Source organism: Mesorhizobium sp. B2-4-15, assembly GCF_006658505.1.
Classification (GTDB): Bacteria; Pseudomonadota; Alphaproteobacteria; order Rhizobiales; family Rhizobiaceae; genus Mesorhizobium.
Window position 1 is genome coordinate 1 of the sequence record NZ_VFUZ01000001.1, and the last position, 25157, is coordinate 25157.

The 25157-nt window shown below is 61.6% G+C and carries 27 protein-coding genes and 1 tRNA gene; 14 read left to right on the forward strand and 14 right to left on the reverse strand.

Annotated features, from left to right (window positions below; all coding sequences use genetic code 11):
* Nucleotides 1-178: 178 nt before the first annotated feature.
* The 11 genes from FJ930_RS00005 to FJ930_RS00055 form a co-directional block, all read right to left on the reverse strand.
* A complete protein-coding gene (locus tag FJ930_RS00005; protein ID WP_141833488.1) occupies nt 179-748 on the reverse strand; it encodes a hypothetical protein in 570 nt (189 codons plus the stop codon).
* Nucleotides 745-1317, reverse strand: coding sequence for a L,D-transpeptidase (locus FJ930_RS00010; RefSeq protein WP_141833491.1), 573 nt, complete (start codon nt 1315-1317; stop codon nt 745-747). The genes FJ930_RS00005 and FJ930_RS00010 overlap by 4 nt, the downstream gene beginning before the upstream one ends.
* Complete coding sequence (locus FJ930_RS00015) at nt 1304-2467, reverse strand: AAA family ATPase (RefSeq protein ID WP_141833494.1); 1164 nt, start codon at nt 2465-2467, stop codon at nt 1304-1306. Before FJ930_RS00015 ends, FJ930_RS00010 begins: the two co-directional genes overlap by 14 nt.
* Nucleotides 2464-3099 (reverse strand): TadE/TadG family type IV pilus assembly protein, encoded by a 636-nt coding sequence (locus FJ930_RS00020; RefSeq protein WP_140749002.1) that lies wholly within the window; start codon nt 3097-3099, stop codon nt 2464-2466. The genes FJ930_RS00015 and FJ930_RS00020 overlap by 4 nt, the downstream gene beginning before the upstream one ends.
* 2 nt (nt 3100-3101) lie before the next feature.
* Nucleotides 3102-3623 (reverse strand): TadE/TadG family type IV pilus assembly protein, encoded by a 522-nt coding sequence (locus FJ930_RS00025; RefSeq protein ID WP_246676770.1) that lies wholly within the window; start codon nt 3621-3623, stop codon nt 3102-3104.
* Between the two features lie 5 nt (nt 3624-3628).
* Entirely contained in the window at nt 3629-5155 is a 1527-nt protein-coding gene (locus tag FJ930_RS00030; RefSeq protein WP_141833501.1) for a pilus assembly protein TadG-related protein, read from the reverse strand.
* A 69-nt stretch (nt 5156-5224) separates the two neighbouring features.
* Nucleotides 5225-5506, reverse strand: coding sequence for a hypothetical protein (locus FJ930_RS00035; RefSeq protein ID WP_246676771.1), 282 nt, complete (start codon nt 5504-5506; stop codon nt 5225-5227).
* 4 nt (nt 5507-5510) lie between these two features.
* The gene (locus FJ930_RS00040) at nt 5511-6932 is read right to left on the reverse strand and encodes a type II and III secretion system protein family protein (protein ID WP_246676772.1); all 1422 of its coding nucleotides are present in this window, start codon (nt 6930-6932) and stop codon (nt 5511-5513) included.
* Between the two features lie 61 nt (nt 6933-6993).
* Entirely contained in the window at nt 6994-8085 is a 1092-nt protein-coding gene (gene cpaB / locus FJ930_RS00045) for a Flp pilus assembly protein CpaB (protein ID WP_141833504.1), read from the reverse strand.
* Between the two features lie 102 nt (nt 8086-8187).
* Entirely contained in the window at nt 8188-8367 is a 180-nt protein-coding gene (locus tag FJ930_RS00050; protein ID WP_141833507.1) for a Flp family type IVb pilin, read from the reverse strand.
* 229 nt (nt 8368-8596) lie between these two features.
* A complete protein-coding gene (locus FJ930_RS00055) occupies nt 8597-8779 on the reverse strand; it encodes a Flp family type IVb pilin (RefSeq protein WP_141833510.1) in 183 nt (60 codons plus the stop codon).
* Between the two features lie 541 nt (nt 8780-9320).
* Between FJ930_RS00055 and FJ930_RS00060 the strand changes: the two genes are divergently transcribed.
* The 5 genes from FJ930_RS00060 to FJ930_RS00080 are packed head-to-tail and all read left to right on the forward strand — an operon-like array spanning nt 9321 to nt 13777.
* Entirely contained in the window at nt 9321-10703 is a 1383-nt protein-coding gene (locus tag FJ930_RS00060; protein WP_141833513.1) for a CpaF family protein, read from the forward strand.
* Complete coding sequence (locus tag FJ930_RS00065) at nt 10703-11674, forward strand: type II secretion system F family protein (protein ID WP_141833516.1); 972 nt, start codon at nt 10703-10705, stop codon at nt 11672-11674. Before FJ930_RS00060 ends, FJ930_RS00065 begins: the two co-directional genes overlap by 1 nt.
* Entirely contained in the window at nt 11674-12639 is a 966-nt protein-coding gene (locus tag FJ930_RS00070; protein WP_181763237.1) for a type II secretion system F family protein, read from the forward strand. The genes FJ930_RS00065 and FJ930_RS00070 overlap by 1 nt, the downstream gene beginning before the upstream one ends.
* A 54-nt stretch (nt 12640-12693) precedes the next feature.
* Nucleotides 12694-13251 carry a tetratricopeptide repeat protein gene (locus tag FJ930_RS00075; protein WP_140749029.1) on the forward strand — a complete coding sequence of 186 codons (558 nt, stop codon included), beginning with the start codon at nt 12694-12696 and terminating at the stop codon, nt 13249-13251.
* A gap of 1 nt (nt 13252) precedes the next feature.
* Nucleotides 13253-13777, forward strand: a complete 525-nt coding sequence (locus tag FJ930_RS00080; RefSeq protein WP_141833519.1) for a prepilin peptidase — start codon at nt 13253-13255, stop codon at nt 13775-13777.
* Between the two features lie 43 nt (nt 13778-13820).
* Here FJ930_RS00080 and FJ930_RS00085 read toward each other — a convergent pair whose 3' ends face one another.
* The gene (locus FJ930_RS00085; protein WP_246676773.1) at nt 13821-14408 is read right to left on the reverse strand and encodes a sterol desaturase family protein; all 588 of its coding nucleotides are present in this window, start codon (nt 14406-14408) and stop codon (nt 13821-13823) included.
* 459 nt (nt 14409-14867) lie between these two features.
* Here FJ930_RS00085 and FJ930_RS00090 point away from each other — a divergent pair, with 459 nt between their 5' ends.
* Nucleotides 14868-15536: an isoprenylcysteine carboxylmethyltransferase family protein gene (locus tag FJ930_RS00090; protein ID WP_141833525.1), complete on the forward strand. Its 669-nt coding sequence runs from the start codon at nt 14868-14870 to the stop codon at nt 15534-15536.
* A 647-nt stretch (nt 15537-16183) separates the two neighbouring features.
* Here FJ930_RS00090 and FJ930_RS00095 read toward each other — a convergent pair.
* A tRNA-Ser gene (locus FJ930_RS00095) sits at nt 16184-16273 on the reverse strand.
* Between the two features lie 394 nt (nt 16274-16667).
* Here FJ930_RS00095 and rplU point away from each other — a divergent pair.
* From rplU to FJ930_RS00110, 3 genes are all read left to right on the forward strand, one after another.
* Nucleotides 16668-17267, forward strand: a complete 600-nt coding sequence (gene rplU / locus FJ930_RS00100; RefSeq protein WP_140748145.1) for a 50S ribosomal protein L21 — start codon at nt 16668-16670, stop codon at nt 17265-17267.
* A gap of 98 nt (nt 17268-17365) precedes the next feature.
* Complete coding sequence (gene rpmA / locus FJ930_RS00105; RefSeq protein WP_140613041.1) at nt 17366-17635, forward strand: 50S ribosomal protein L27; 270 nt, start codon at nt 17366-17368, stop codon at nt 17633-17635.
* A gap of 120 nt (nt 17636-17755) precedes the next feature.
* Nucleotides 17756-18343: a GNAT family protein gene (locus tag FJ930_RS00110; RefSeq protein ID WP_140748142.1), complete on the forward strand. Its 588-nt coding sequence runs from the start codon at nt 17756-17758 to the stop codon at nt 18341-18343.
* A gap of 169 nt (nt 18344-18512) precedes the next feature.
* On the opposite strand, the gene FJ930_RS00115 is transcribed toward FJ930_RS00110, so the two are convergent.
* Nucleotides 18513-19382 carry an endonuclease/exonuclease/phosphatase family protein gene (locus FJ930_RS00115; protein ID WP_141833528.1) on the reverse strand — a complete coding sequence of 290 codons (870 nt, stop codon included), beginning with the start codon at nt 19380-19382 and terminating at the stop codon, nt 18513-18515.
* A gap of 131 nt (nt 19383-19513) precedes the next feature.
* On the opposite strand from FJ930_RS00115, the gene obgE reads away from it, so the two are divergent.
* The 5 genes from obgE to FJ930_RS00140 all read left to right on the forward strand — a co-directional run bounded on the left by obgE (nt 19514) and on the right by FJ930_RS00140 (nt 25125).
* Complete coding sequence (obgE, locus tag FJ930_RS00120) at nt 19514-20545, forward strand: GTPase ObgE (protein ID WP_141833531.1); 1032 nt, start codon at nt 19514-19516, stop codon at nt 20543-20545.
* A 4-nt stretch (nt 20546-20549) separates the two neighbouring features.
* Nucleotides 20550-21686, forward strand: a complete 1137-nt coding sequence (gene proB / locus FJ930_RS00125; RefSeq protein ID WP_140748133.1) for a glutamate 5-kinase — start codon at nt 20550-20552, stop codon at nt 21684-21686.
* A 3-nt stretch (nt 21687-21689) separates the two neighbouring features.
* A complete protein-coding gene (locus FJ930_RS00130; RefSeq protein WP_141833534.1) occupies nt 21690-22976 on the forward strand; it encodes a glutamate-5-semialdehyde dehydrogenase in 1287 nt (428 codons plus the stop codon).
* A 163-nt stretch (nt 22977-23139) separates the two neighbouring features.
* Nucleotides 23140-23727, forward strand: coding sequence for a nicotinate-nucleotide adenylyltransferase (locus FJ930_RS00135; protein WP_141833537.1), 588 nt, complete (start codon nt 23140-23142; stop codon nt 23725-23727).
* 99 nt (nt 23728-23826) lie between these two features.
* Nucleotides 23827-25125 (forward strand): MFS transporter, encoded by a 1299-nt coding sequence (locus FJ930_RS00140; RefSeq protein ID WP_141833540.1) that lies wholly within the window; start codon nt 23827-23829, stop codon nt 25123-25125.
* Nucleotides 25126-25157: the final 32 nt, after the last annotated feature.

Genomic DNA, 25157 nt, shown 5'->3' on the forward strand with positions numbered 1-25157 from the left:
AACGATCGAGGCCAACGAATGCAAGAACTATTTCGCAAACGCCGGCTACGCTTCCGTCAAAACGTGAAACGCTCTAGAGCGCGTCGCGCCGAAACGGATTCAGACGACGCGCTTCAGTTTTTTGTTTCCATGCATGCCGTTGTCCCCAAACCCGAGATCACTTTTCGGCGGCAATGCATCAGTTTATCTTGTGATAGGTGACCTTGCCCTCGGGGGATACGATCCGCTGATAGTTGGAGTTTGGCGCTGGAGGCACCGCCGGAGCCGGCTTCCTTCGAGCGGCCCGCGGCAGGTCCTCGACGGCAGGCTGGGCGTCCGGTTCGGAGGCGCTGGCAACTGCCGCCGGCGCTTCGGCGGGCGGGGAAAGCTCCACGACGCGCGGCTCGTCGCCACCGTGATTTCCCGACATTTCCGGTGCCTGCCGGGCGATGTTGGCGTTGACCTCGCCGAAGCTCGCCCGCAACCGATCATCCAAGGCCTCGAACCGGCTCTGAAATCCGTTGTTGACCGTATCCAGCCGCGCGCTCATTCGCTGCTCGAACTGGCCCAGGTCCTCCAACCGCGCCTCAAGCGCGCGCAGGTCGTTGATGCCACGATAGAGATAGACGGCCGCGGTGGCGTTCAAAAGAGCAAACAGCGTCAGGCCGACACAAACGGCAACGGCAAGTCTGGACCGGCTCTTCTCCTTGTCGAGCAATGGCGGTTCGACCGCTGCCACCAGTTCGTCCGGATCGCTGATCGTCGTCATTGGACCACCACCTTGGTGCCGACCGGCACGCGCCTGAAAAGATCGATGACATCGGTATTGGTCAGGCGAAAACAGCCCGACGTCCCGTCAAAACCCACGCCGGAAGGGTCGTTGGTGCCATGGATGCGATACAGTGTATCGCGACCATCCCGAAGCAGGTAGAGCGCCCTGGCGCCGAGCGGATTGTACGGCCCCGCGGGAACCATCTCCGGCAACTCCGGCTGGCGGGCACGCATTTCCCTGGGCGGCCGCCACTCGGGCCATTCCGTCTTCGCCCCCACCTGGACCGTACCCGTCCAGCCAAATCCATCCCGTCCGACACTGATCTGGTAGCGCAGCGCCTTGCCCTGGCCGGTCACCAGGTAGAGCGCTTTTTCCTGCTTGCGGATGATGATGGTTCCAACGTTCTCGGCGGTGGGAAACGCCACCATCTTGCGCAGGCTGGGACCCATGGCCGGCAATGGCGGGCGGCTGCCCGCCGACGCGATCTGTGCGGCGGCAAGCACCAGCGCCATGCCGACAAGCCAGGCGGCCGTCAGTCGAAAGCGGGGGTGGCTAGCGGGCCGCATCGCCGAGCCGCTCCCGGAACATCTTCTTCAGATCCTTGTTGAAGCGCGCCCGCCCGTCCACTTCCGACGGCAGGATCGCGCGGTTCAGGGCGTCGGCCAGCAGCGCATTGTCGAGGGCGACCGACTTGATGTTGGGCGCCTTGAAGATCTTCTCCAGCTCGCTGCGCGAGAAGTGGTTGCCGAACCATTTGCGCTTGTGCTTGTTGGCCACCAGGGTGATGTTGACGGCATTGCCGCGCAGCTCACGGATTTTCTTGTAGAGCCGTTTGCCTTGCCGCAGCGAAGCGACATTGAGTTCGAAGACGATGAAGATCTCGTCGCTCGTCGACAGCACGGAATCGTGCCAGGGCGTTTCGAGGTTGGGCAGGTCGATGACGATGTCGTCGAACCGGTAGGCGACAAGGTCCAGCAGCCGGAAGACGAAATCGGCGCCCTGCGGCTCGAATGGCAGTTGCGGCCGCTCGAAGGCATAAAGGGTGAGGCCGGAAGGTCGCGACAGCTTGATGACGTCCATGAGCTCGACATCGAGCCGATCCGGCTGGCCAATGATGCCGGCAAGATCGAACTGGTTGAACAGGTTGAGATAGGCGCCGCAATTGGCGCTCTGGAAATCGAGATCGACCAGGCAGGTCGACGCCGCGCGTTCGGCCGATTTCGAGGCCAGGAACTCCGCCGCCGAGAGCGCGAGCGTCGTGGCACCCGCGCCGCCGCTGGCGCTGATGAAGGTGATGATGCGGCTCTTCGCTCCCTGGCTGCCGGTGTCGTGGAAGGTGACGGCGTTGAGCAGTTCCTTGCCGTCGAGCGGCTTGTGCAGCCAGTCGGAGGCGTTCATGCGTACCAGCACGCGCGTCTGCTCCGAGGTCAACTCATTGGAAACCGCAATCAGCGGCACGGTCGCCCACAGCGCGCGCGCCTCGACGATGCCAGGACTGGCGAGCAATTCGCCATCGCCGAGATCGAGGATGACGATGCCCGGGCGCGTATCGGCGGGCGGCCCCTTGAGAAAATCACCGGTCTCCGAAATCCGCACGTCATAGATCGCCAGCGCGTCGAGCCGCGTCGCGACATCACGCTTGAAATTCGGATCCGACGAAAACAGCGCGACCTGCTTTCGCTTGGTCGGCAGAACCTTGGTGTTGATGGCGTTCATGGATACGTGCTCTTCATGTCTTCGCCCGTGACCGTGCTCAGCATCGAGGGCATGGTGATGGTTCCGAACCCCATCAGTCCGGCCAGGAAGAAGAACTGGAAGGTCCTGTTCTGCAGGCTGACCGTGATCGTAGGCACCGGGCCGCCAAGCCGGGTCTGATAGCCAAGGCCCGTGGCCGTGTAGGTGACGACGACGTTGCTCCGCAGCAGGCCGGGGAAGAAGTGGCACATGCCGGGCCGCTGGTTTGCGGCTAGATTGGGACAGGCGTCGTCATTGGTGTTTGCGGTGTCGCCACGAAAGATGCGGCTGAAATTGGCGGCGCTGAAGCCGCCGCTGTTGCTGCAGGCGCCCGTGCCGGCGGTGTAGGTGCAGACGAAGGGACCATAGGCGCCGGCGACAATCGGGGCGCCGGGAGACGCGATCGGGCCCGCGGTCGCGAGGTTGGTTGCCACCGAATCCGATATCGACGCCAGCCGGGCACCAACCTGCACCGCCTTGGTGGCCGCGTTCCATTGGTAGAAGGCGTAACCGAAATCGACGAAGCCGAGGACAAGCGAGAACAGCAGCGTCGATACGATGGTCATTTCCACCATCGCCGCACCGTCTTCCGATTTTGCGAAACGCCTGATCATGATCAAAACCGGATCAACCGCTCGTCGTGGGAGCCCTGCAGCGTTATCGGACCGATGCCGATGAACGACAGCATCCCGACACCGCTGTATGGGTAGGTACCGGACGCGCGGACGGTGCAGACTTGCGCCGTGGTGGAGCGATATTGGGTGACGCCGCCCACCACGGTGTCCTGGCAGGAGTTGTTCATGGTCACCGTGACATTCGATGTCAGCCAGCCGGAGACACGTGCGGGCGCCGTCCCTGTCGGGTTGCCGAACACCGCAATATTCGCGGCAACGGTGGCACAGTTGATCGCCGTGAGCCCGGAGTCGGTATACAATTGGCTGTTGCAGCGCGCGGCATAGCGAGCGCCGTCGGTAAGCCCGGCCTCCATCAGCAGCTTGTCATGGATCAGGTTGCCGAACTCGAACACCCCGGCCGACAAGATCAGCATCAGCGGCGTGATCAATGTCATCTCGACAATCACCGCGCCGCGTTGGTCGTGTCGAAATCGAACAAAATATCGGGACAGCATCTTGAACATCGCGGTCACCGATAGAGCTGCGCTTCGTCGCGCAGATAGTTGTCGAGCGTGCCATTGCCGCCTTTGCCGGTGATGTCGACCAACTCGACGTAAATATTCTTACCGTCCTTGATCGGCTCAGTGATGAAGAAGCTGCCGAATCTCCTCACCGGAATGCCCGTCTGGCGGCCGCTGAAATTCGTGCCCGAAGCCTGAAGCGCATTGCAGTCCAGGATTGCGCCGTAAAGCAACCGGCGGTCGGGCGTCGAGATAGGGGTGCCGGCTCCTGCGGGCGGCGTGCCTTTTTCACCTCCAACCGCTGCATCGCCGACGATACTGTCATTGGTGAGGGGGTTTCCGTCGGGATCGTTTTCGTAACGGTAAACCTCATACCGCGTCGGGAGGTTGGCACCGGTTCCCGACAGAGCCGCGGGCACGGAACGTGTGGGGTGATTGGCGGCCCAATAACGAGCGAAATTCCAGTCTCCGTCGCCCATGCGACCGCCCATCATGGTGCAGTTGCCGGCGATCTGGCACGAGTCACGTTCAAGCCCGACACCTTTTGTCGGGTCCGTTTCGTAGGTGACCTTGTTGCTCGCGACGTACTGGTCCCAGTTTGTGGCACCCTTGCGCACATTGACCGCAGGTCCGTCCGAGTAGTTGGACGAGTTGATACCGAAGCGCGAGTTGATACCGTTCTCGACAGGGCCCGCATTCTGTCCCGGCTCGGTGTCGACGCCGTCGCGCGAATAACAATTCTGCGGCTTGGAGTCGGCGAGCATCTTTTCGAGCTGGTTGGCGCCGTTGCCAAATGGAGAAGCCAGGAAAGCGAAGTTACCGGGAAAGTAAGATCCGTCTCCGCGCAGCATGATCTGGCGGCGACGGTATTGCCTGGTTTGTGCCGCCTGTTCCAGCGTGACGCCGCCGGTAATCGTTGTGTCCTCATACGGGTTGCACATGAAAACGGGCGTGTAATCGCAGACGCCGGATGTGAATCCGGCAACCGCCGAGGCAGCAACGTTGAAGCCATTGCTGGCCGAATTGCCCGTCAGGAACGACGCCGGGAATATTGCGGCGAAACCGGTCGGTGCCACCTTCACTTCAATGAATGCGGTTTCATCTTCGCCGACGGATTGCGTTGCATTGGCATAGTTTGCGCTGGTGACCGGAGTTCCGTCAGACGCGGGTAAGGTCTTGAGGAAACACCACGAAATGTTGCCGGCGCTGTTGCATCGTGCGGTGCCGCCCGGTTGCCCCGAAGTCAAAGTGAACCGGCCAGTAGAGCCAACGGTCGAGAATGCGGCCTGGTTGGTAACCAGCGTTGCCATGGCGCGCTCGGCTCGGGCCCATGAACCGGGCAAGCCATCAAGCTCGGCGGCTCCAGCTAACGCAAAGGCATCCGCCGCCTTTTGCAAATCATTGTGGAGGTTATTGACCCGGCTCATGTCGATCGCCAGCAGCGAAAAGCCGATGATCGCCGGCAACGTCACGCTGACGAGGATCAGCGCTATTCCCCTCTGATCGTGCCAGAACGCGCGAATGGTCCGCAGCATGGCCCTTGCTCCCCTGACGCCAGGACTCCTCGTATGGCCTGGCGCTGAAACCGCATCCTTCCGTTCAGTTCACTGCGTCGTAGTAGTCACACCCGCCCCGCCGACGTTGACCGTGATAGCCGGCGGCGGTGGTGGTGGCGGTGGAAATTTGTAGTTGTGGGCGACAGTTGCAGCGCGCGTACCGTCGCCTTCGATATGCGTGTTCCTGGAAGCCGGATTGAGCGGGTCAACCGTCTGCAACAGTGAATTGAACTTTTGGGTATCACCGGCGGCGAGCGTCACCGAATCATAGTGGTTCAGATAGTCCGCGGCGCAGCCACTCAGCGCGCCGGCGCATAGAACGAGGATCAAGGCGCTATTTCTTGACATAGAGCATCTTGTCCTTCGATTTGAAGTCCAGCATGTGGCCATAAGGGCCGGTGACGCCGTCGCCTGTCTCGTATTTTCGGATCATGTCCTTGTTCACCTCGAGCTGACCGAGCACAAAGAATTCCGGATCGTTGGCGGGCCGCGTCTTGTCGAAGGGTGTCGCCAGCTGTTCGCCGGGTTTTACCGGCCGTACAAGATGTGGCGTGACAATGACGACCAGTTCGGTCTCTTCCTTCTGGTTGCTCGAGTTGCGGAACAGCGTGCCGATGATCGGCACCTGGCCGAGCCATGGCACCTGGTTCTGTAGTTTGGTGGTCTTGCTGGACAGAAGTCCGCCGACGGCGAAGCTCTGGCCGTCGCGCAGTTCGACGACGGTGTCAAGCTTGCGATTGGTGAAGATCGGGTCGCCGGCAGTGGTGAAGCCGGTCAGATCGCTGACTTCCGGCGCCAGGTTCATGTGGATCTTTCCGTCGTCGAGTACGACCGGCGTGAACACCAGGTTGACGCCGAATTGCTTGTAAACGATGCTTATCCTGTCGTCCTTATCGAGAGTGCGGATAGGGACTTCGCCGCCGGCGTTGAAGCTTGCCTGCTCACCGGAAAGCGTGGTGAGGTTGGGCTCGGCCAGTGTGCGTACCGCACCCTTCGCCTCGAGCGCCTCAATGATCAGATCAACTTTGATGTTGCTGTCGATCACCTGGGTGATCAGTGTGGCGAAAGGGTTGGACTTCGACAGCAGACCCGTCACGAGTGTCCCTGGGTCCGCTCCGGCTGGAGTTGTGGCTGCGATGCCTGTTCCGAAGATGGTTGCACTGCTGCCCCTGCTCCTTAGGGACACACCAAGATCGCGGCCGGCGTTGCGCTTTGCCTCCAGTATGCGTACTTCAAGATTGACCTGCTGGCTGTCATCCACCGTGACGGCATTGATGATGTCGTCGGGACCATATTGCTTTGCCACTTCCAGGATGGCCGCCAGCGTGGCGCCGTCCTTGACATGACCGCCAAGCCTGACCCTGCCGTTGACCGATCCGACTTCGATGCGCGACCTTGGCGCCACCTGACGGATCGCTTGCGCCATGTCGCTGACGTCGACGCCGACCTCGATCTGGATGACGCCGAGCGAACGCTTGTCGGTGGAAAACAGATTGACCGTTGTGGTGCCGGCGCTCTTGCCGATGACATAGAGCGTGCGGTCGGTCATCGGCTGGGCGTCGGCGATCTTCTGGTCGCCGACGACGATGTCGCCGAGATTGGCATTCACCTGGATTGTCACCGATTGCGACGCCGGCAGGAAAACACGGTGGACACTGGGATTGGACACGTCGATGAAGCGATCGGCCGCCTGTGTTCCGGACGCCGCAAGTATGGCCGATAGGACCAGTAGGGCGGCCGTCAATCTTCCCAACATTCCACCCATCCCCTCACCCCGTTTGTCCCGCATCGGGCAGTCCCCCTAGCCGAGCCGCTTTTTATTGCTGTCTCGGCACGTCATAAGATTCGAGCACCACACCCCGGTAGACGCCGACCGTGGCGCGGACCGGTGGTGGTGGCGGTTCCGCCGGTAGATATTTGACCACTTCCTTCACGACCTCGCGCGCCGCCGGCGCCGGGGCCGACACCACGACCGGAGCCGGCTTCACCTTGCTCAACTGATCGAGCTGGCTTCCCACTCGGTCCACGGCCTGGGCCAGCCCTGTGATCTTGTCATCCGCACGCTTGCGGTCATCCTCCGCGCGCTGACGTTCGGCCGCGGCTGCGGCTTCGGCTGCAGCCTGCCTGGCCAGTTCAGCCTGTTTTTTGGCGACGTCAGCCGGCATTTCGCCGGTCAGGTCGGAAAGCGTCACCCGCTCGGTTGCCTCGCCCTTGCTGGCGGCGGCCTGGCGCAGCGCCAGTGACAACTGGCCGGCGCCCGCGGCCAGGGTCAGCTTCTGCGCATCCTTGGTGCTGGCCTCGAGTGTTACGGATTTGACGACCGTCGGGCTGTCCTTGCTTTCGTCGGCCACCTGGTCGACGGCGAGCACTTTCATGCCTTGCAGCAACACATCGACAAAACTCTGGTCCGCGCCTTCGTCGCTTCGCACGGTCCGCGTCAGCAAGACGTCGACGCGATCGCCGGGGAAGACGAAACCGGCGACGCCAAGCACGTCGTTGACCCGGATGGACACGGCCTTCATGCCTTCGCCAAGCACCGCCGAAAGCGTGGCGCGCTGGCCCGGGCCGGTGATCTTGCTCGCAAGGACGGGTTCGTTGACGCCGATCGCCTGCAACGCCTGTTTGGGGCCCCCGCCAGCGGGAACGTCCTTGGTCAGGAGGTCCTCTGTTGTCTTGAATGCGCCCGCCGGAACCGCACCTGCCGGCCACGCGACTTCGCGCAATTTGTCGGCGGAAAGTGTGTCGCCGAACTTCAGCGCCACCGCAGCCACCACGACCGTATCGCGCTGGACATCATTCGTCTGCGCAATCGCGCTGCGCTGGTTGGCCAGCCAGACATTGGCGAGCACCACTGCAAGCACGCCGAACACGCCGGCGAGGACGATCATGATGACGGTATTTGCGCGCATGACCCAAACCCACTCAATCGACTACGTCCCCCCGAGGGTCGCCTGTCTCTGGTTGAAAAGAGGCTGGCCCAAGCATTTGCGCCCGAGCCTGCCAGAGTAACCCTAAGCAGCAGCAAGTGTCGTGTTAAGTGTGGTCCACTGGCCGCCGACCCAGGTGCCTACCAGGACCACCGTGGCAATGACCGCTACAGTGATGATCCCGAGCAAGACAGTATATTCGACCATGGCAGCGCCGCTTTCATCGGCGCGGAACTGCCGGGTCATCGTCATGAACTTCCCCATGCCAATTACTCCTTCGGAGATTTGAATCCGACGAGGCAAGCTGCGGATGGCATCCATACTCAAGCACGCTCGTCACCCTCATGTCGGCAGCCAACACGTCAGTGCATTGGCACTATGCTGCTATTTGCGCCTATTTTGCCTGCCAACGAATTTAAGCTGCCCGCAAAGCCTTGCGGGCCTCGGGATTAGAGTAACTGGCCCAAGCCGAATGCTTGGGCCAGTCAGGGACTTACGCTGCTGCTACCAGCGCGCTGTTAAGAGCGGTCCACCGACCGGCAACCCAGGTACCGACCAACACCACCGTCGCGATCACCGCTACAGTGATGATGCCGAGCAGCACCGTATATTCGACCATGGCAGCGCCGTTCTCATCGTCGCGGAACTGCCGGGTCATCGTCATGAGCTTCTTCATGTCAATTTCTCCCCTTGGAGTTTGAACCCGACGAGACAGAGCCAAGGATGAACTCCATACCCAAGCATCCCCCGTCATCTCGATCCTAGGTCCCGAGAAATTGCAGAGTCAAACGGGATTAACGGTTCCTTAACTTCCCAATACATGAACTTCCGAGCCGAGCGCGGCTTTAAAATTCAGCAAGAGCTTGATTCGTCTAATTTTTCAAGCGCTCTTAACCATTCGTTCACAATTATGCACCCAACCTAATAAAGGATCAGCTATTTTAGCTATATAGCATATTCCTTTATATCTAAGGGGTTATAGCCGGATATGGAGCGGATGCCCGTGTCGGAGCGACCAAGGTGCCCGAGGCGTTCCAAACCATAGTTCACCACTCATGTTTGACGGCAGGGCGGCCAGAAATAAAAACGATATTTTCCTGGCACGCGTTTTAACTATGTTGAAAGTATTGGCTACGCGTGGCCCGCCCCGACGCTTGTGCCCCGCTTGGTTAACGTTTAGTTTCCGCTAATATGCGCTGGAGGGAGTATAAGGGATTATGTTGGGGCGGTTCATCAAGGGTGGCGAGGCGCGGATCGAGCCGAGAGTGGAGTCGATCGCGGTCCTCCCCGTTGCCAGCGGCGCCTCGCCTGTCGACCTCGAACCTCATGGCGACGAGTTCCTGGCGCTGAAGGTCGATCTGCATCGGCATCTGATTGACCGGTTCAACCTCGCGTCGCTCGAAAGCGCATCGAAAGACGAGATCCTGAACGAGATCCGACCCATCGTGCGCGAGTTCGTACGCGGTCGCAACGTGCCGCTGAATGCCCGCGAACTCGATCAGCTGACCAGCGATATCGCCGACGAGATGTTAGGCCTGGGACCGATCGAGCCGCTGCTCAAGGATGACTCGATTGCCGATATCCTGATCAACACCCATAAGCGCGTCTTCATCGAGCGGCGCGGCGTCATCGAGGAGACGTCGATCCGGTTTCGTGATGAGGCGCATCTGCTGCGCGTCATCAACAAGATCGTTTCCGCGATCGGCCGGCGCGTCGATGAATCGGCGCCGATGGTCGACGCGCGTCTGGAAGACGGCTCGCGCGTCAACATCGCGGTGCGGCCGATCTCGGTCGACGGGCCGCTGGTTTCGATCCGTAAATTCTCCAAGAATCCTTATTCGCTCGAACGTCTGATGGCATTCAATTCGATTCGCCAGCCGATGGTCGATCTGCTGCGGATCGCCGTACAATCGCGCAAATCGATCCTGGTCTCCGGCGGTACCGGCAGCGGCAAGACGACGTTGCTCAACGCACTCTCAAGCTACATCCCCTCCAAAGAGCGCCTGATCACCATCGAGGATGCGGCGGAACTGCAGTTGCAGCAGCCGCATGTCGGCCGACTGGAGACGCGCCCGCCCAATGTCGAGGGCAAGGGCGAGGTTCGCCAGCGCGAGCTGCTCAAGAACGCGCTGCGCATGCGGCCGGACCGCATCATCGTCGGCGAGGTGCGCGGCGAGGAAGCCTTCGACATGCTGCAGGCCATGAACACCGGCCATGAAGGCTCGATGACTACCATCCACGCCAACACGCCGCGCGATGCGATCTCGCGGCTCGAGCAGATGGTCGGCATGGCCGGCATGCCGATGACCAATGATTCCATTCGCGCTCAGATCGCCTCGGCCATCGACATCATCGTGCAGACGCAGCGTCTCTCGGACGGCGGGCGGCGCGTCACTTCCATATCGGAAATCACCGGCATGGAAGGCAACGTTGTCCAGCTCCAGGAAATCTATCACTTCGTCCGCCGCGATGTCCGAGCCGACGGCGCCATTGTCGGTGAATTTCGCGCCACCGGTGTTCGGCCGCGGTTTGCCTCCGAAGCCGCGGCGATGGGACACCATTTCGCAAAAGATGCGTTCAACCCTCAGGTGCCACTCTGATGCCGACCGGTCAGACCCTCCTCTATTTCATCTATGTGCTTGCGGCGGCGTCAGTCATCCTCGCCGCCGAATCCTTCTTTCTTTCAATCGCCGGACGGCGAGCGCGGGCAGGCATCATAAATCGACGCTTGCAGCGACTGGGAGAAGAAAAGCCGGCCGAGCAGAGTTTGCAGGGGCTGCTGCAGGAACGCGGATTGACGGCATCGGGCGACTTCATTTTCGGCGCAATCGCGCTCAACCGGCTTTATACGCAATCTGGCATCACCGGCAATCCGCTGGCTTTCCTCGCGGTTTTCCTGCTCGCCGGCCTCGTTCTGGCGCTTATTTTGCCGTTGCTTCTGCACCTATCCGTTATTGTCGCCGTCATCGTCTTCTTGATTGTCGGATTTGCTCTGCCGGTTCTCGTTCTGCGAAGTGCCAGGAACAAGCGCATCAAGAAATTTGCGGTCCAGCTTCCCGATGCACTCGACATGATCGTGCGCTCTCTGCGCGCTGGTCACCCAACCACCGTCGCGATAGGGCTTGTCGCGCGTGAAATGCCCGATCCGCTCGGCACCGAGTTCGGCATCGTTTCCGACGAAATCAGTTTTGGCCTTAGTCTGGAACAGGCTGTTCGAAAACTGTCGGAGCGAGTCGGTTTCGAAGGCCTGCATCTGCTCTCGGTGTCGCTTTCCATCCAGGCAAAGACCGGTGGCAATCTTACTGAAATATTGTCGAACCTATCGATGGTGTTACGTGAACGGAGGAAACTGCGGATGAAGATCAGGGCGCTTTCCGCCGAAGGCCGTATGTCTGCCTGGATAATCTCGCTGTTTCCAGTTCTGATGCTTGGCGTGCTGTCGATCGCCGCTCCGAGTTTTTATGGTGACGTCTGGGGGAACCCGATCATCATGCCGGTGTTCGTGATCTTCGGATCGTGGGCACTGGTGGGGGACTTCATAATGTACCGAATGGTCAACTTCGATTTTTAATGGCGGGCCTGGACGTGTTTACCAATCTAGGGAATTCGGCCACGCTGCTCTCGCTCGCTATCTTCCTGGCGGCAGTGGCGCTTTTTTTGCTGGGCGCCTTTATCCTCATCCCGGTGTTCCAGACAAGGAAGCTGGTTACCCAAACGCTTTTGTCCGAGGGGATCACCAATCGCCGATCGCTCTATGCCCAGCAGGAACTCAACAGGATTTCCGCGCAGCGGCCGGTGGATGCCTATTTCCGTGGCATGGAAAAGGAACGCGGCGTGCCGAATGCCCTTGAAGCGAAACTGTTCAGGGCGGGGTTCTACCAATCAAGCGCACCGGTCATTTACACGCTCTCTCGCCTCGGCGCCGTCTGTGTCGGCTTCCTTGCCTGTTATGCCGTTCTATCGCGGGTATTGCCGCCGCAATTGCCGGGGTTGGTGGCATTTGCAGGTTCAGCCTTGATCGGGCTTGGTTGCCTTGTCATTCCCAGCATTGCCCTCGACCGCTTCGAAAGCGGGCAAAAGCAGGTGTACCGGCGCGGCTTTCCCGATTTCATGGACATGATGATCACTTGCGCTGACGCCGGGATGAGCCTTGAGGCGGCAGTGGAGCGTGTCGGCGCTGAACTGGCCGGGACCCACAAATGGCTGGGCATTCAGCTCTCGATCGTGACCCTGCAGTTGCGTGCAGGCAAACCGTTGCGCGAGGCACTGCGCGAACTTGCCGACCGCATCGGGCTTGACGAGGCGCGCGCCTTGGCCGTTTTGTTTCGCCAATCGGAAGAGCTGGGCACCAGTCTTACAGACGCCCTGCGCATTTATAGCGACGAAATGCGCACCCAGAGAATCATGAACGCCGAGGAACGTGCCAACGCGTTGCCGGTCAAGATGATGATTCCGCTGGGTCTCTGCATCTTTCCGGTCGTGATGATGGTCGTCATGTTGCCTGTGCTCATCCGAATGAAGGGCATTTTCTTCTAAATGAGGATATGCTTTGATTCTAAAACAGAGTCGAAGGACTCTTGGGGGCTAAAAATGACAAGGCCGATACGCCTCGCAGCCGTCGTCGCGGCCAGTCTTTTGGTGGCGCTAGCCGGTTGCCAAACGAAGGGTGCGGACACCACAGGCGGAGTCGTGCGCACCAACGAGCCGTCGAAAGGCGACGTAACCTCGTTTGGCGACGCCTTCGACGGGCTGAAGACGGTCAGCGACGTCGAGTATTACGCCTCGGATCAGGCCGTGGCCGAGGCCACGAACCAGTTCCGCGCGGAAAATTACGGCAACTCCGGCGCGTTGTTCTTCAAGGCGACGCAACTGGCCCCGAACGATGGTGGCGCCTGGATGGGGCTGGCCGCCTCCTGCGACCGCATCCACCGCTTCGACCTCGCCGACCGTGCCTATGCCAGGGCGTTCAGGCTGGTTGGCGCATCGCCCGAGTACTACAACAATGTCGGCTATTCCTACCTACTGCGCGGCAAGCTGCAGGACGCACGCACGAGTTTCCTCAAGGCCTATGAACTGGCGCCAAACGACCCGACCGTGGCCAACAACCTGAAGCTGCTGTCGTCGAGTGTGCAGAACATCGAGCGCTAGCATGCTGCTTGTCGAGGTGCTGCTGCTGAAGGCGCTCGCCATACCCTTGCTCGCAAGGATTGCGTGGCTGGATTTCACGACACAGAAGATTGCCAATCGCGACGTGCTGCTGCTGCTCTGCCTGGGGGCAGGGTCGTTGCTGCTGCTGTCGCTTCAGTCCGGATCGTGGTGGGACATGGGGCTGAGCGCTATCGCCGCGCTTGTGCTCTTCCTGGCGCTCTTTCCATTTTGGGTGCTACGAAAGGTTGGCGCGGGCGATGTCAAGCTGATGGCGGTCGTGCCGTTTCTGGTCGGCGGAAGTGATCTCGCCGGGTTTTCCATCTTGCTGCTGCTTTTCGCTCTCGCCACGGCCATGGTCTTGAAAAATCCGTTCTTGCTGCCGCAAGGCGCGTTCCGCCTCTACGTTCAGCACCTCGATCGTAAAGGTGTTGTCCCTTTTGGCGTACCGATCTCCGTGGCGTCGATTTGCATGATCGCATTGCAAGTCGGATACGGCTTTTTGGTCCCGGACTCTCTAGCGATGTGACAACCGACGGGCGCTGGGCTGCAGATGCGCTACTGCATCTGGCCTATGTTTCGGTCGCCGGCCTTACGATGGCATCCGCCGTATTCTGGCCTTGTTGACCGCCACGCACGAACGGGTAGCCGTGCTGGCCGATATAGTCCGTCGGGATCGGCTCATCGACTCCATATTTCTCGGGCATTTTGGAGCCTGGAATATGGAACGTTCCGAACAGCGCATCGATGATGGCAAGATGACTGGCGAAGTTCTTGTCATAGGCGTCGCGTTGATCGGCATGATGCCAATGGTGAAATTGCGGCGTTGCGATCAGCCATTTGAGCGGCCCGAAGTTCATCCTGACGTTGGCGTGCAGAAGCAGCGCATGCCCGGTGGCGATGATGAAGTAGACGGCGATCGCCTCTGATGAAAATCCCAGAAAGAACACTGGCAGAAGCGAGACGGCCTTGGTGATGATCTGGTCCACCGGATGGGCCCGGAAAGCAACCATCCAATCCAACTCCTCGATGCCATGATGGATCGCGTGAAATCTCCACAGCGCCGGGATTGCATGAAACGCCCGGTGCGAGGCGTAGACGCCGATATCGGCAAGGACGATGATCTCTATGACCTGGAGCCATGTCGCCTGACCGCTCACGGTCGTTGTTATCCTCTGCGGTATCAACCACGCCGAGGCGCTCATTGCCGCTGCCGCCATAAGGACGAGGCAGATCTTGAGGAACGCACCGTTGACCACCGCGTAAATCACATCGGTGCCGATGCCCTTTCGGAGTATCTTTTGTTGCGTCCGAAGGGCGAGGACGTGTTCAAGCGGTACGAAGATCAAGGCACAAATAAGCAGCGATTTTAGGCCAAGGAGGTCCATCGGCCCACCCTCAATGTCATCCATGAGAGGAGTGAACCACTTAGTGGCCGGTCACACAAGACGATAGTTTCCAAACAGTTAACCGATCTGCTGTGATCTTGACTCGGGAGGTCTGAGGCTCTCGAGAGGCATCTCGACTAAACTGTCAGGTTGGACATTAACGCTTCTGAAACGATTTTCTTGTCGCCGCACGAAAGTAATGCTTCAGTGCGCCCTCGCGGGGGTAGCAAAATGTTCAACGAAGATTTTCTCGGCCGTATCGCCATCGTCTGCATCATGACGGTCTTGGCGGTTCTCAGCGCGATTCCGTTGTTCTCCTATTTCCATCAGACCGTGTCGGCAAATTCCCTGGCCGTCGTCAATCAAGCCTTGGCAACGGGCTTGTTGGCTCTGCAAGTTTTCTTGACGATCAGCCGTCTCCCGCCAAAAGGAACCGCTCGAGGACTCGTGCCCAGGGTAACCTCGGTGGCCGGAACGTTCCTGATCATCATTGCAATGTTTCTGACTCCGGCATTGGAAAGCGGGGCCGCGCAAATGGGGGCGCTCTGCTTGATTTTCATCGGCATGGTCAGTTCGATTTTTTGCCTTTACTGGCTTGGTCGCTCTTTCTCCATCATGGCTACGGCTCGGCGGCTGGTTACTTCTGGTCCATATTCCATTGTTCGCCATCCGCTTTACGTCTGCGAGGCGGCATTCGTCCTCGGGATGGTCATTTCGCATTTTTCAATGCTGATGGTGGCGCTAGGCGGGCTGCAATTTCTTTTGCAGTACCGACGCGCCAGGAATGAGGAAGCCATTCTGCGGCAGACCTTTGCCGAGTATGATGAGTATGCTCGGCGTGTTCCGATGCTTTTCCCGCGTTTCCTTCGCTCAGAAATGCCAGCACCAGGTCGTCAATAGATCACGTCGCCATGTCTGTTCCTACGATGGGGAGGACGACATGCATAAAACAAATACCCAAAGCGCGTCGCATGAATTCGTTTCAACGCGACATGCGTTGGTTCCTCCTCAGCCGTTCATGTCGATTTGACGGGTGATCGCCAAAGGCAGGCATGGATTTCGGGGTGAAGGCGGCCCGGCTGCTGGAGCTTGGGGTTGGGAGCAGCAGCCGGGCCTTGCCGGCTTTGAAGTCCGGCATATTAGCGTGATCTAATACTGTAAAATACGCAATAGCGGCGCCTCAATTATCCAGCTCAATTATCAAGAGGCGCGCCGATAGGTTTCGTCGGCGTCTTCAAACCATGCGTAAAGAAAGGCCGGCATCGCCTCGCGCTCGCCGTCGCCGCTCACCATGACGATGGAGTCGCCAATCCGCGCTTCCGTCGGCGCACCGACCCGTCAATCTCCAGTGGCGCCGAACACGGTTTTGAGAAAATCCACCAAACCTCTCACGTCTTGAGTGGAAATCCTTGGTGTGACCGTGCGCCAACCGTCAGGCTGAAATTCGACCATTTGCATCCCACGGATGTACGAGGGGCGAGAAGCCATAACGGAGTGACAGACCGCCCTTGGAAAGCTCGGCGCGCCCTGGCGCAGAATCGGCGGGATGGCGGAGAGGGAGGGATTCGAACCCCCGATGGGCTTGCACCCATGCCGCATTTCGAGTGCGGTGCATTCGACCACTCTGCCACCTCTCCGCGGTCATGGTCGGCCGTTGCCGGCGCGGCGCACTAGATAACGGCTGAACGGGCAGGTTACAAGGCCAAATCCACCGATATTTGGCTTGCCGGACAAGCAGGGCATTGTAGAGGCGTCCGCCGCTCATTGGCCTGCGCGGCACAGGCTGCCTTGGCCGTTATCGCCATGTCTCCACGGCGCCGTAGGCGTAGGCGTCGAGTTTCGGTTATCGCTGTTTGCCTTGGCAATGGCTGTTTGCCTTGACTCCCACGCAACCTTCGGTTAGGGACGGCGCGCAATCGGCGTGGAGGGTTCTTCCGCGCCGCTTGTTTTTTGAACCCGCAGACTGACAAAAAGACGGCCGAACCGCCAGACGCGGTTCATCGAGGCCGACCGAACAGCGAAAGGCAAAAAATGTTCGCAGTCATCAAAACGGGCGGCAAGCAGTATCGCGTCGCCGCCAACGATCTCCTGAAGATCGAAAAAGTCGAAGCCAATGTCGGCGATATCGTCGAGATCGGTCACGTGCTCGCGCATGGCGAGGGCGAGAATGTCACGTTCGGCGCGCCGTTCGTCGATGGCGCCCTGGTCACCGCCGAAGTCGTCGAGCAGGGCAAGAACCGCACGGTCATCGCCTTCAAGAAGCGCCGCCGCCAGAATTCGCGCCGCAAGATCGGCCACCGCCAGCTTTTGACCACCGTGCGGATCTCCGAGATCCTGCTGGGCGGCGCCAAGCCGGCCAAGAAGGCCACCGCCAAGACGGAAGCCAAGGCCGCCGAGGCCGCGGCAGCGCCGCTGTTCAAGGCGCCGAAGGGCGAGCCGGACGACCTGACCGTGATCAAGGGCATCGGCCCGGTCGCCGCCAAGGATCTCGCCGAGCAGGGCATCATCACCTTCGCGCAGCTGGCCAAGCTGTCCGACAAGGATGTCGCCAAGATCGACGAGCACATGCCGTTCAGCGCCGACCAGATCAAGGACTGGCGCGAACAGGCCAAGGAACTGGCGAAGAAGTAATTTTTCCGGCCAAACATCAGCCGGATCGGACTTGAAACGGAACGCGAACGCGTTCATAAGGCCTTTTAGGCGCCTTGCGGCGCAACGGAGTTAGTTAGATGGCACACAAGAAAGCTGGCGGCTCGTCGCGCAACGGTCGCGACTCGCATTCCAAGCGTCTGGGCGTGAAGAAGTTCGGCGGCGAAGCCGTCATCCCGGGCAACATCATCATTCGTCAACGCGGCACCACCTGGCATGCGGGCGTCAATGTCGGCATGGGCACGGACCACACCCTTTTCGCGCTCGAAGCCGGCGCCGTGATGTTCAACAAAAAAGCCAACGGCCGAACCTACGTATCGGTCAACCCGATTACCAAAGCCGCGGAGTAGCCGGTTCCGCACTAGAACACCGGCGCCCATCTCGGGAACCGGTGTCTGGCAAAGCCAGGAAAAGGATCAGGGGAGATGGGTTCCATCTCCCCTTTTTCTTGTGCCTGGAGGATTTTTAAAATGGTTGCCGAAGCGGAAGACGTCGACGGCGAAGCTTATGCGATAGACTGCCCGATGCTGGCCACCGAGCGGCTGGTGATGCGGGCTCCCGATGAACGGGATATTCCGCAACTGGTCGACCTTGCCGACAACCATCACGTTGCCCAAATGCTGGCGCGCATGCCGCATCCCTATGGCGAGGCCGAGGCGCGCGCCTTCCTGGCCATGACGAGGTCACGCCGCGCCGGCATCGCCCATGCGCTGACGCTCGCCGGCACCGATACCTTTGTCGGCTGCGCGGGCTTGAACGCCACCGATCGCGGGCTGGAGCTCGGTTACTGGATCGGCGAGCCTTACTGGAAGCGCGGCTATGCGACGGAAGCCGCGCACGCGCTGGTCGACCTCGCCTTCCAGAAGACCTCCATCCAGGTGCTGCATGCCTCGACGCGGGTCATCAATCCGGCCTCGCGCCGGGTGATCCACAAATGCGGTTTCCAGTATGCCGGCCAGGGCATGCTGAACTCCATCGTTGCCGGCCAGGTGCCGGTGGAGCGCTACAGGCTCGATCGCAAAACCTGGACCAGCCTCAGGAACTGGGTCCACTTTTGATGCGTGCCGATATCCAGGTGAGGCCGGCCTGCGAATGGTGGCTTCCTGCGCTTCCGGTGCTCACGTACTTTAAGTACGCTCCGCTCCGGTTCCCGGAAGCCAGCATTCTCGGCTCGGCCTGACCTGTATCTCGACACGCCTCGGCGCCTTATACCGAACCAACTTGGCGTCAGCCCAGTTCGGCCCATACCGGCCGGTGGTCGGAACCGGCCGCTTGCCGGTCGACCCACAGGCGCTTCAGCAATCGGGCAAGCGACGCGCTGGTGAAGACGTAGTCGATGCGTTTGTGACGGCTGGCGTTGGTGGGGTCCTTGGGGTCGACCCAGCTGACGAGGTCATCGGCGTCGACGTTGAGGCGCAGGGCGGCATCGACGGCGAAGTCCGCGGTCAGCGGCATGCCGAATTCGTGGTCCGGCCGGCCGGCGAGTTCGACATATTCGGGTGATCCGGCCAGCATGTTGAAATCACCCATGGCGACAAAGGCTTCGGGGTGCGGCAATTCAGGCAGGCCGATCTCGGCGACGCCGGACAGCGCCCCGCCTTCGAGCGCATAGTTCAACAGGCGCTGGCGCAGGAACTGGATCTGGCTGGCGCGCTCGACCGGGCTGCGATGATCGAGATGGATGGAATAGAAGCGGATGAAACCGAGCGGCGTCTCGATCAGCGCTTCCAGCGCGCCGCGCTGGAAGTTCATCATCTCGAAGCTGCGGCTGCGCGGCAAAAGCAGGTTGCGCGACAGATGAATGGGCGTTTTCGACAGCACCATATTGCCGAGCTGGAAAGTCGTGGTGATGGCGCGACCGTTCTCGATACGCGAGCCGATATTGGCCTCGAAATTGCTCCCGTAGACGGCGAAATAGTCGGGCAGCGCCTCGCCGATCTCGGCGACCATGTCGCGGCCGCCGTTCCTCGGATTGTTGCGTGTGACCTCCTGCAGCGCTATCACGTCGGCGCCGCGCACGGCATCGGCGATGCGCCTGATATCGTAGCGTCCATCAAGACCAATGCCGTATTGGATGTTGTAGGTTACAAGCCTCATTCCGCAATCTTTCCAGCCAACCCCACGCGGCCATTGTCATAAAACGGCCTCGCCCTTCGCCGCGCCTTGGTTTAGAGCAAGGCCCAAGGTTTAGAGCAATGCCGCAAGGCCAATAAAGAAACTGCACTCCGATGAAATTTCTCGATCAAGCCAAGGTCTATGTCCGTTCCGGTGACGGGGGCGCGGGTTCCGTATCGTTCCGCCGCGAGAAATTCATCGAGTTCGGCGGGCCGGACGGCGGCGACGGCGGCCGCGGCGGCGATGTCTGGCTGGAAGCGGTCGACGGGCTGAACACGCTGATCGACTATCGCTACCAGCAGCATTTCAAGGCCAAGACCGGTGTCCACGGCATGGGCCGCAACATGACCGGCGCCAAGGGCGCCGATGTCACGCTGAAGGTGCCGGCCGGAACCCAGGTGTTCGAGGAAGACAATGAGACGCTGATCTGCGACCTGACCGTGGTCGGCCAGCGCTTCCTGCTCGCCAAGGGCGGCAATGGCGGCTTCGGCAACCAGCATTTCAAGACCTCGACCAACCAGGCGCCGCGCCGCGCCAATCCGGGCCTGCCGGGCGAGGAGCTCAACATCTGGCTCAGGCTGAAGCTGATCGCCGATGCCGGACTGGTCGGGCTGCCCAATGCCGGCAAGTCGACTTTCCTGGCGGCGGTCACCGCGGCCAAGCCGAAGATCGCCGATTATCCGTTCACCACGCTGCATCCCGGCCTCGGGGTCGCCCGCGTCGATGCACGCGAATTCGTCATCGCCGACATACCGGGGCTGATCGAGGGGGCGCATGAGGGGGTCGGCATCGGCGACCGGTTTCTCGGCCATGTCGAGCGCACGCGCGTGCTGCTGCACCTTGTTTCGGCGCAGGAGGAAAATCCGGGCAAGGCCTACAGGACGGTGCGCGCCGAACTCGAAGCCTATGGCCACGGCCTGACCGACAAGGTCGAGATCTTGGCGCTGAGCCAGGTCGACATATTGGATGCTGACGAGCGCAAGAAAAAGGTGGCCTCGTTGAAGCGGGCCGCCGGGCGTGCGCCGATGCTCTTGTCCGCTGTGACCGGCGAAGGTGTCGAGGTGGTGCTGCGCGCGCTGATGGCGGTGATCGAGGAAGCGCGGGCGCAGATCGCCGCCCCGGTCGAGACGCGCTGGGAAAAATAGGGCCATGCAGTCGCTGAAGAGATACCGGCGCATCACCGTCAAGATCGGCTCCGCGCTGCTCGTCGATCGCGCGAGCGGGCTGAAGCGCGATTGGCTGGACTCGCTCGCCGACGATATCGCCGTGCTCGCCCAGGGCGGCGCTGAAATCCTCGTCGTGTCCTCCGGCGCCATCGCGCTCGGCCGCACCATCCTCGGTCTCGGCAAGCGCGCGTTGAAGCTCGAGGAAAGTCAGGCGGCGGCCGCTGTCGGCCAGATCGCGCTCGCCGGTGCCTGGTCGGATGCGCTCGGCAAGGGCGGCCTGAGATCGGGCCAGATCCTTTTGACGCTCGGCGACACGGAGGAGCGCCGGCGCTATCTCAATGCGCGCGCGACGATCTCGACGTTGCTCAAGATGAAGGCGGTGCCGGTCATCAACGAGAACGACACGGTGGCTACCTCCGAGATCCGCTACGGCGACAATGACCGGCTGGCGGCACGGGTGGCGACGATGATGGGCGCCGACCTCTTGGTGCTGCTGTCGGACATCGACGGGCTCTACACGGCGCCGCCGGCGCGCGACCCCGATGCCGAATTCATTGCGGTGGTCGACCGCATCACGCCTGACATCGAGGCGATGGCGGGAGCCGCCGCGTCCGAGCTGTCGCGCGGCGGCATGCGCACCAAGCTCGATGCCGGAAAAATCGCCAACGCCGCCGGCACGGCGATGATCATCACGTCGGGCACGCGGCTGTCGCCACTGATGGCGATCGAGCGCGGCGAGCGTGCGACCTTCTTCAAACCGAGCGCCAATCCCGTCAAGGGCTACAAGACCTGGATCGCCGGGCAGCTCGAACCGGCAGGGCGGCTGACGGTTGATGACGGCGCCGTCGGCGCGCTCAAGTCGGGCAAGTCGCTGCTGCCGGCCGGTGTCAAACTGGTCAGCGGCAATTTTTCGCGTGGCGATACGGTGGCGATCCTGTCGCCCGAGGGGCGCGAGATCGCGCGCGGCCTGGTTGCATACGATGCCGCCGATGCCGTAAGGATCGCAGGCCTGAAGACGACCGAGATCGAAACCGTGCTCGGCTATGAGGCGCGTTCGGCGATGATCCACCGCGACGACCTTGTGGTGAGTCACGCTGGAGGCGACATAGACAGAGGATGAGCCATGCTGAAGCTGCATGAAAAATCCGGGGACGACACCGTGGCGCTGATGGCCAATATCGGCCGCCGCGCCCGCGCTGCCGCCCGACCGCTGGCCATCGCCACCACCGCCGCCAAGAATGCCGCGCTTGCCGCAATGGCGCAGGCGATCATCGCACGCGAACAAGAGATTCTCGATGCCAACGCCATCGACATCTCGAATGGCGAGGAATCGGGGCTCTCAGTATCCTTCATGGATCGGCTGAAACTCAATCCGGCGCGTATCCGCGCCATGGCCGACGGCATACGCGAGATCGCTGAACTCAGCGATCCGGTCGGCGACGTGATCGCTGCGTGGGAGCGGCCGAACGGCCTGCATATCGAGCGCGTGCGCACGCCGCTCGGCGTCGTCGGCGTCATCTACGAGAGCCGGCCCAATGTGACGGCGGATGCCGGCGCGCTGTGTCTCAAGGCCGGCAATCCGGTGATCCTGCGCGGCGGCTCGGATTCGCTCAACTCGTCGGCCGCCATCCATGCCTGCCTGGTGGAGGGGCTCAAGGCCGCTGGCCTGCCGCAGGACGCCATCCAGCTGGTGCAGACCACCGACCGCGCCGCCGTCGGCGAGATGCTGAAGGGACTTGGCGGTACGCTCGACGTGATCATCCCGCGCGGCGGCAAAAGCCTCGTCGGACGCGTGCAGAACGAGGCGCGGGTGCCGGTCTTCGCCCATCTCGAAGGCATCTGCCACCTCTACATCGACCGCTCCGCCGATCTCGACATGGCGGTGAAGATCGCCGTCAACGCCAAGATGCGGCGCACTGGCGTCTGCGGCGCGGCCGAGACGCTGCTGATCGACCGCGCGGTGGCGTCCACCCATCTGGTGCCGATCCTCGACGCGCTGCGGGCGGCGGGCTGCGAGATCCATGCCGATGCGGAAGTGCTGAAAGTGTTCTTCGACGCCAAGCCGGCGACCGATGCCGACTGGGTGACCGAATATCTTGACGCCATCATCGCGGTGAAGCTGGTCGACGGCATCGGTGGCGCGATCGACCATATCGAGACCTTCTCCTCGCACCACACCGAGGCAATCGTCGCCGAGGACGCGAAGGTCGTCGAACGGTTCTTCAACGAGATCGATTCGGCGATCCTGCTGCACAATGCCTCGACGCAGTTCGCCGATGGCGGCGAGTTCGGCATGGGCGCCGAGATCGGCATCGCCACCGGCAAGATGCACGCGCGCGGGCCGGTCGGCGTCGAGCAACTGACATCCTTCAAATACCGCGTGCGCGGGTCGGGACAGGTGAGGCCGTGAGCGCTGGTTTTACCCTCCCCCTCGTGGGGAGGGTGGCCGGTGTAGCGAGCCGAATGGGGGCATAGCACTGAATTCTGCACTCCCCCCACCCCGCTCCGCTTCGCGGATCGACCCTCCCCACAAGGGGGAGGGTAAGGACGCCGTCCCCTCCCGCTGTCTCCGTATGCCGCATGCCGAAAAGGGCCTGGCCGTCGGCCTGTTCGGCGGCTCGTTCAACCCGCCGCATGCCGGGCATGCCTTGGTTGCCGAGATCGCGCTGCGGCGGCTCGCGCTCGATCAGCTGTGGTGGATGGTGACGCCCGGCAATCCGCTGAAGAGCGCGCGCGAGCTCGCCCCGTTCGCCGAGCGCATCGAACTTTCCGAAAAGATCGCCAAGAACCCCAAGATCAAGGTCACTGCCTTCGAGGCCGCGCATCATGTGCGCTACACGGCCGACACGCTGGCGCTGGTCAAGGCACGCAACCCGGGCGTCGAGTTCGTCTGGATCATGGGGGCGGACAGTTTGCGCGACTTCCATCATTGGCAGCGCTGGCGCGAGATTGTGCTCACCTTCCCGATCGCGGTCATCGATCGTCCGGGCGCCACGCTGTCGTTCCTGTCGTCGGTCGTTGCGAAAACCTTCGACTATGCTCGCATCGACGAGGGCGACGCACCACTGCTCGCCCGTATGAAGGCGCCGGCCTGGACCTTCATCCACGGTCCGCGCTCGTCGCTGTCGTCAAGCGCGATCAGGAAAATGGCCAAGGAATAGGGCCTCCCCGCCATACAAGGGACGGACAGCGTTCCGGCTGTCCGGCGATGTCGTTTTTAAGGCGGCGCCCGCCTGATCGATCGGCGATGTTGGCCGGCCATGGCAATTCACAGCAATACGCGACCTGGAGCCGATCCCGAAGCCGCCGCAGCACCGGCGCCGCTGATCGCGATTGCCAGCGTCATCGTGTCGATGGCGCTGATCGCCATCGGCAATGGGCTGATGTTCGCCTATATTCCGGTCCGACTCGGGGTAGAGGGTTTCGACCCGACCTGGGCCGGGCTGATCGTCACCGGCCTGTCGGCCGGCGGTCTTGCCGGCTGCATCCTGACTGGGCCACTGGTGCGCAGGGTCGGCCATGCCCGCGCCTTCATGGTGCTCTCGGCGCTGATCGCGCTGTCCAACGCCGCGATCGGCGCCGGGCCGCATCCGCTGTTGTGGATCGCGGCGCGGGCCCTCTACGGCTTTGCCATATGCGGCCTGTTCATCGTCGCCCAGAGCTGGCTCAACGACGCGCTGCCCAATACCATACGCGGACGGGTGATGGCGGTGTTCTATGTCGCCTACATTGCCGGGCTGGGCGTGGGCTATGCGACGCTTGCCGTCATCGACATTCACACGGCGGCCGCGTCGCTGATCGGCATCACCTTCACCGCCCTGTCGATCCTGCCCGTCGGCATGACGCGGCTTGCCCAGCCGCCGGCGCCGCAGGCGGCTTCGGTCGCGCTGCGGCAAGCATGGCGGATTTCGCCGGTCGGAGTGGCCGGCATGCTGGCGGTCGGCGGCTTGTCGATGATCATCTCGGGCTTCGCACCCATCCACGCCACCGCCAAGGGCTACAGCCAGGCCGATGTCGCGCTGCTGCTGTCGGCAATGCCGGTCGGCACGCTGATCCTGCAGATTCCGCTCGGCTGGATTTCCGACCGTACCGACCGGCGCTACGTGCTTGCTGGCGCCGCCGCGCTCGCGGTTGTCGCCAGTGTGCTTGCTGTCGTCTTCGACGGCGGTGCGCTGATGGGGCTGGTGGTGATCTATCTGATCTGGGACGGCGCGGCGGAATCGATCTATGCGCTCTCCAGCGCGCATGCCGCCGACCGCGCAAAGAAGGATGAGCTGCTCGCCCTTTCGAGTTCGATGCTGTTTGCCTGGTCGCTGGCCGGCTTCGTGGTGCCGGGCATCGTCACGGCGCTTTCCGCGGTTTTCGGCACCGAGACTTTCATCTATGTCGGCATCGTCATCGCCTCGGCGTTTTGCTTGTTCGTGCTGTGGCGGGTGGTCGCGGCCCGGCCGGTGCCGGCAGCCGCCACGGGCAGTTTCTCGCCGATGTCGGCACAGGCACCCTTGCCGGTGGAACTCGCCTTCGCGCCGGGAGAGCCGACAGGCCGGGCCAGGAACTGACGGGGCATTTTTCTTTCGCAATTCCGGACCGG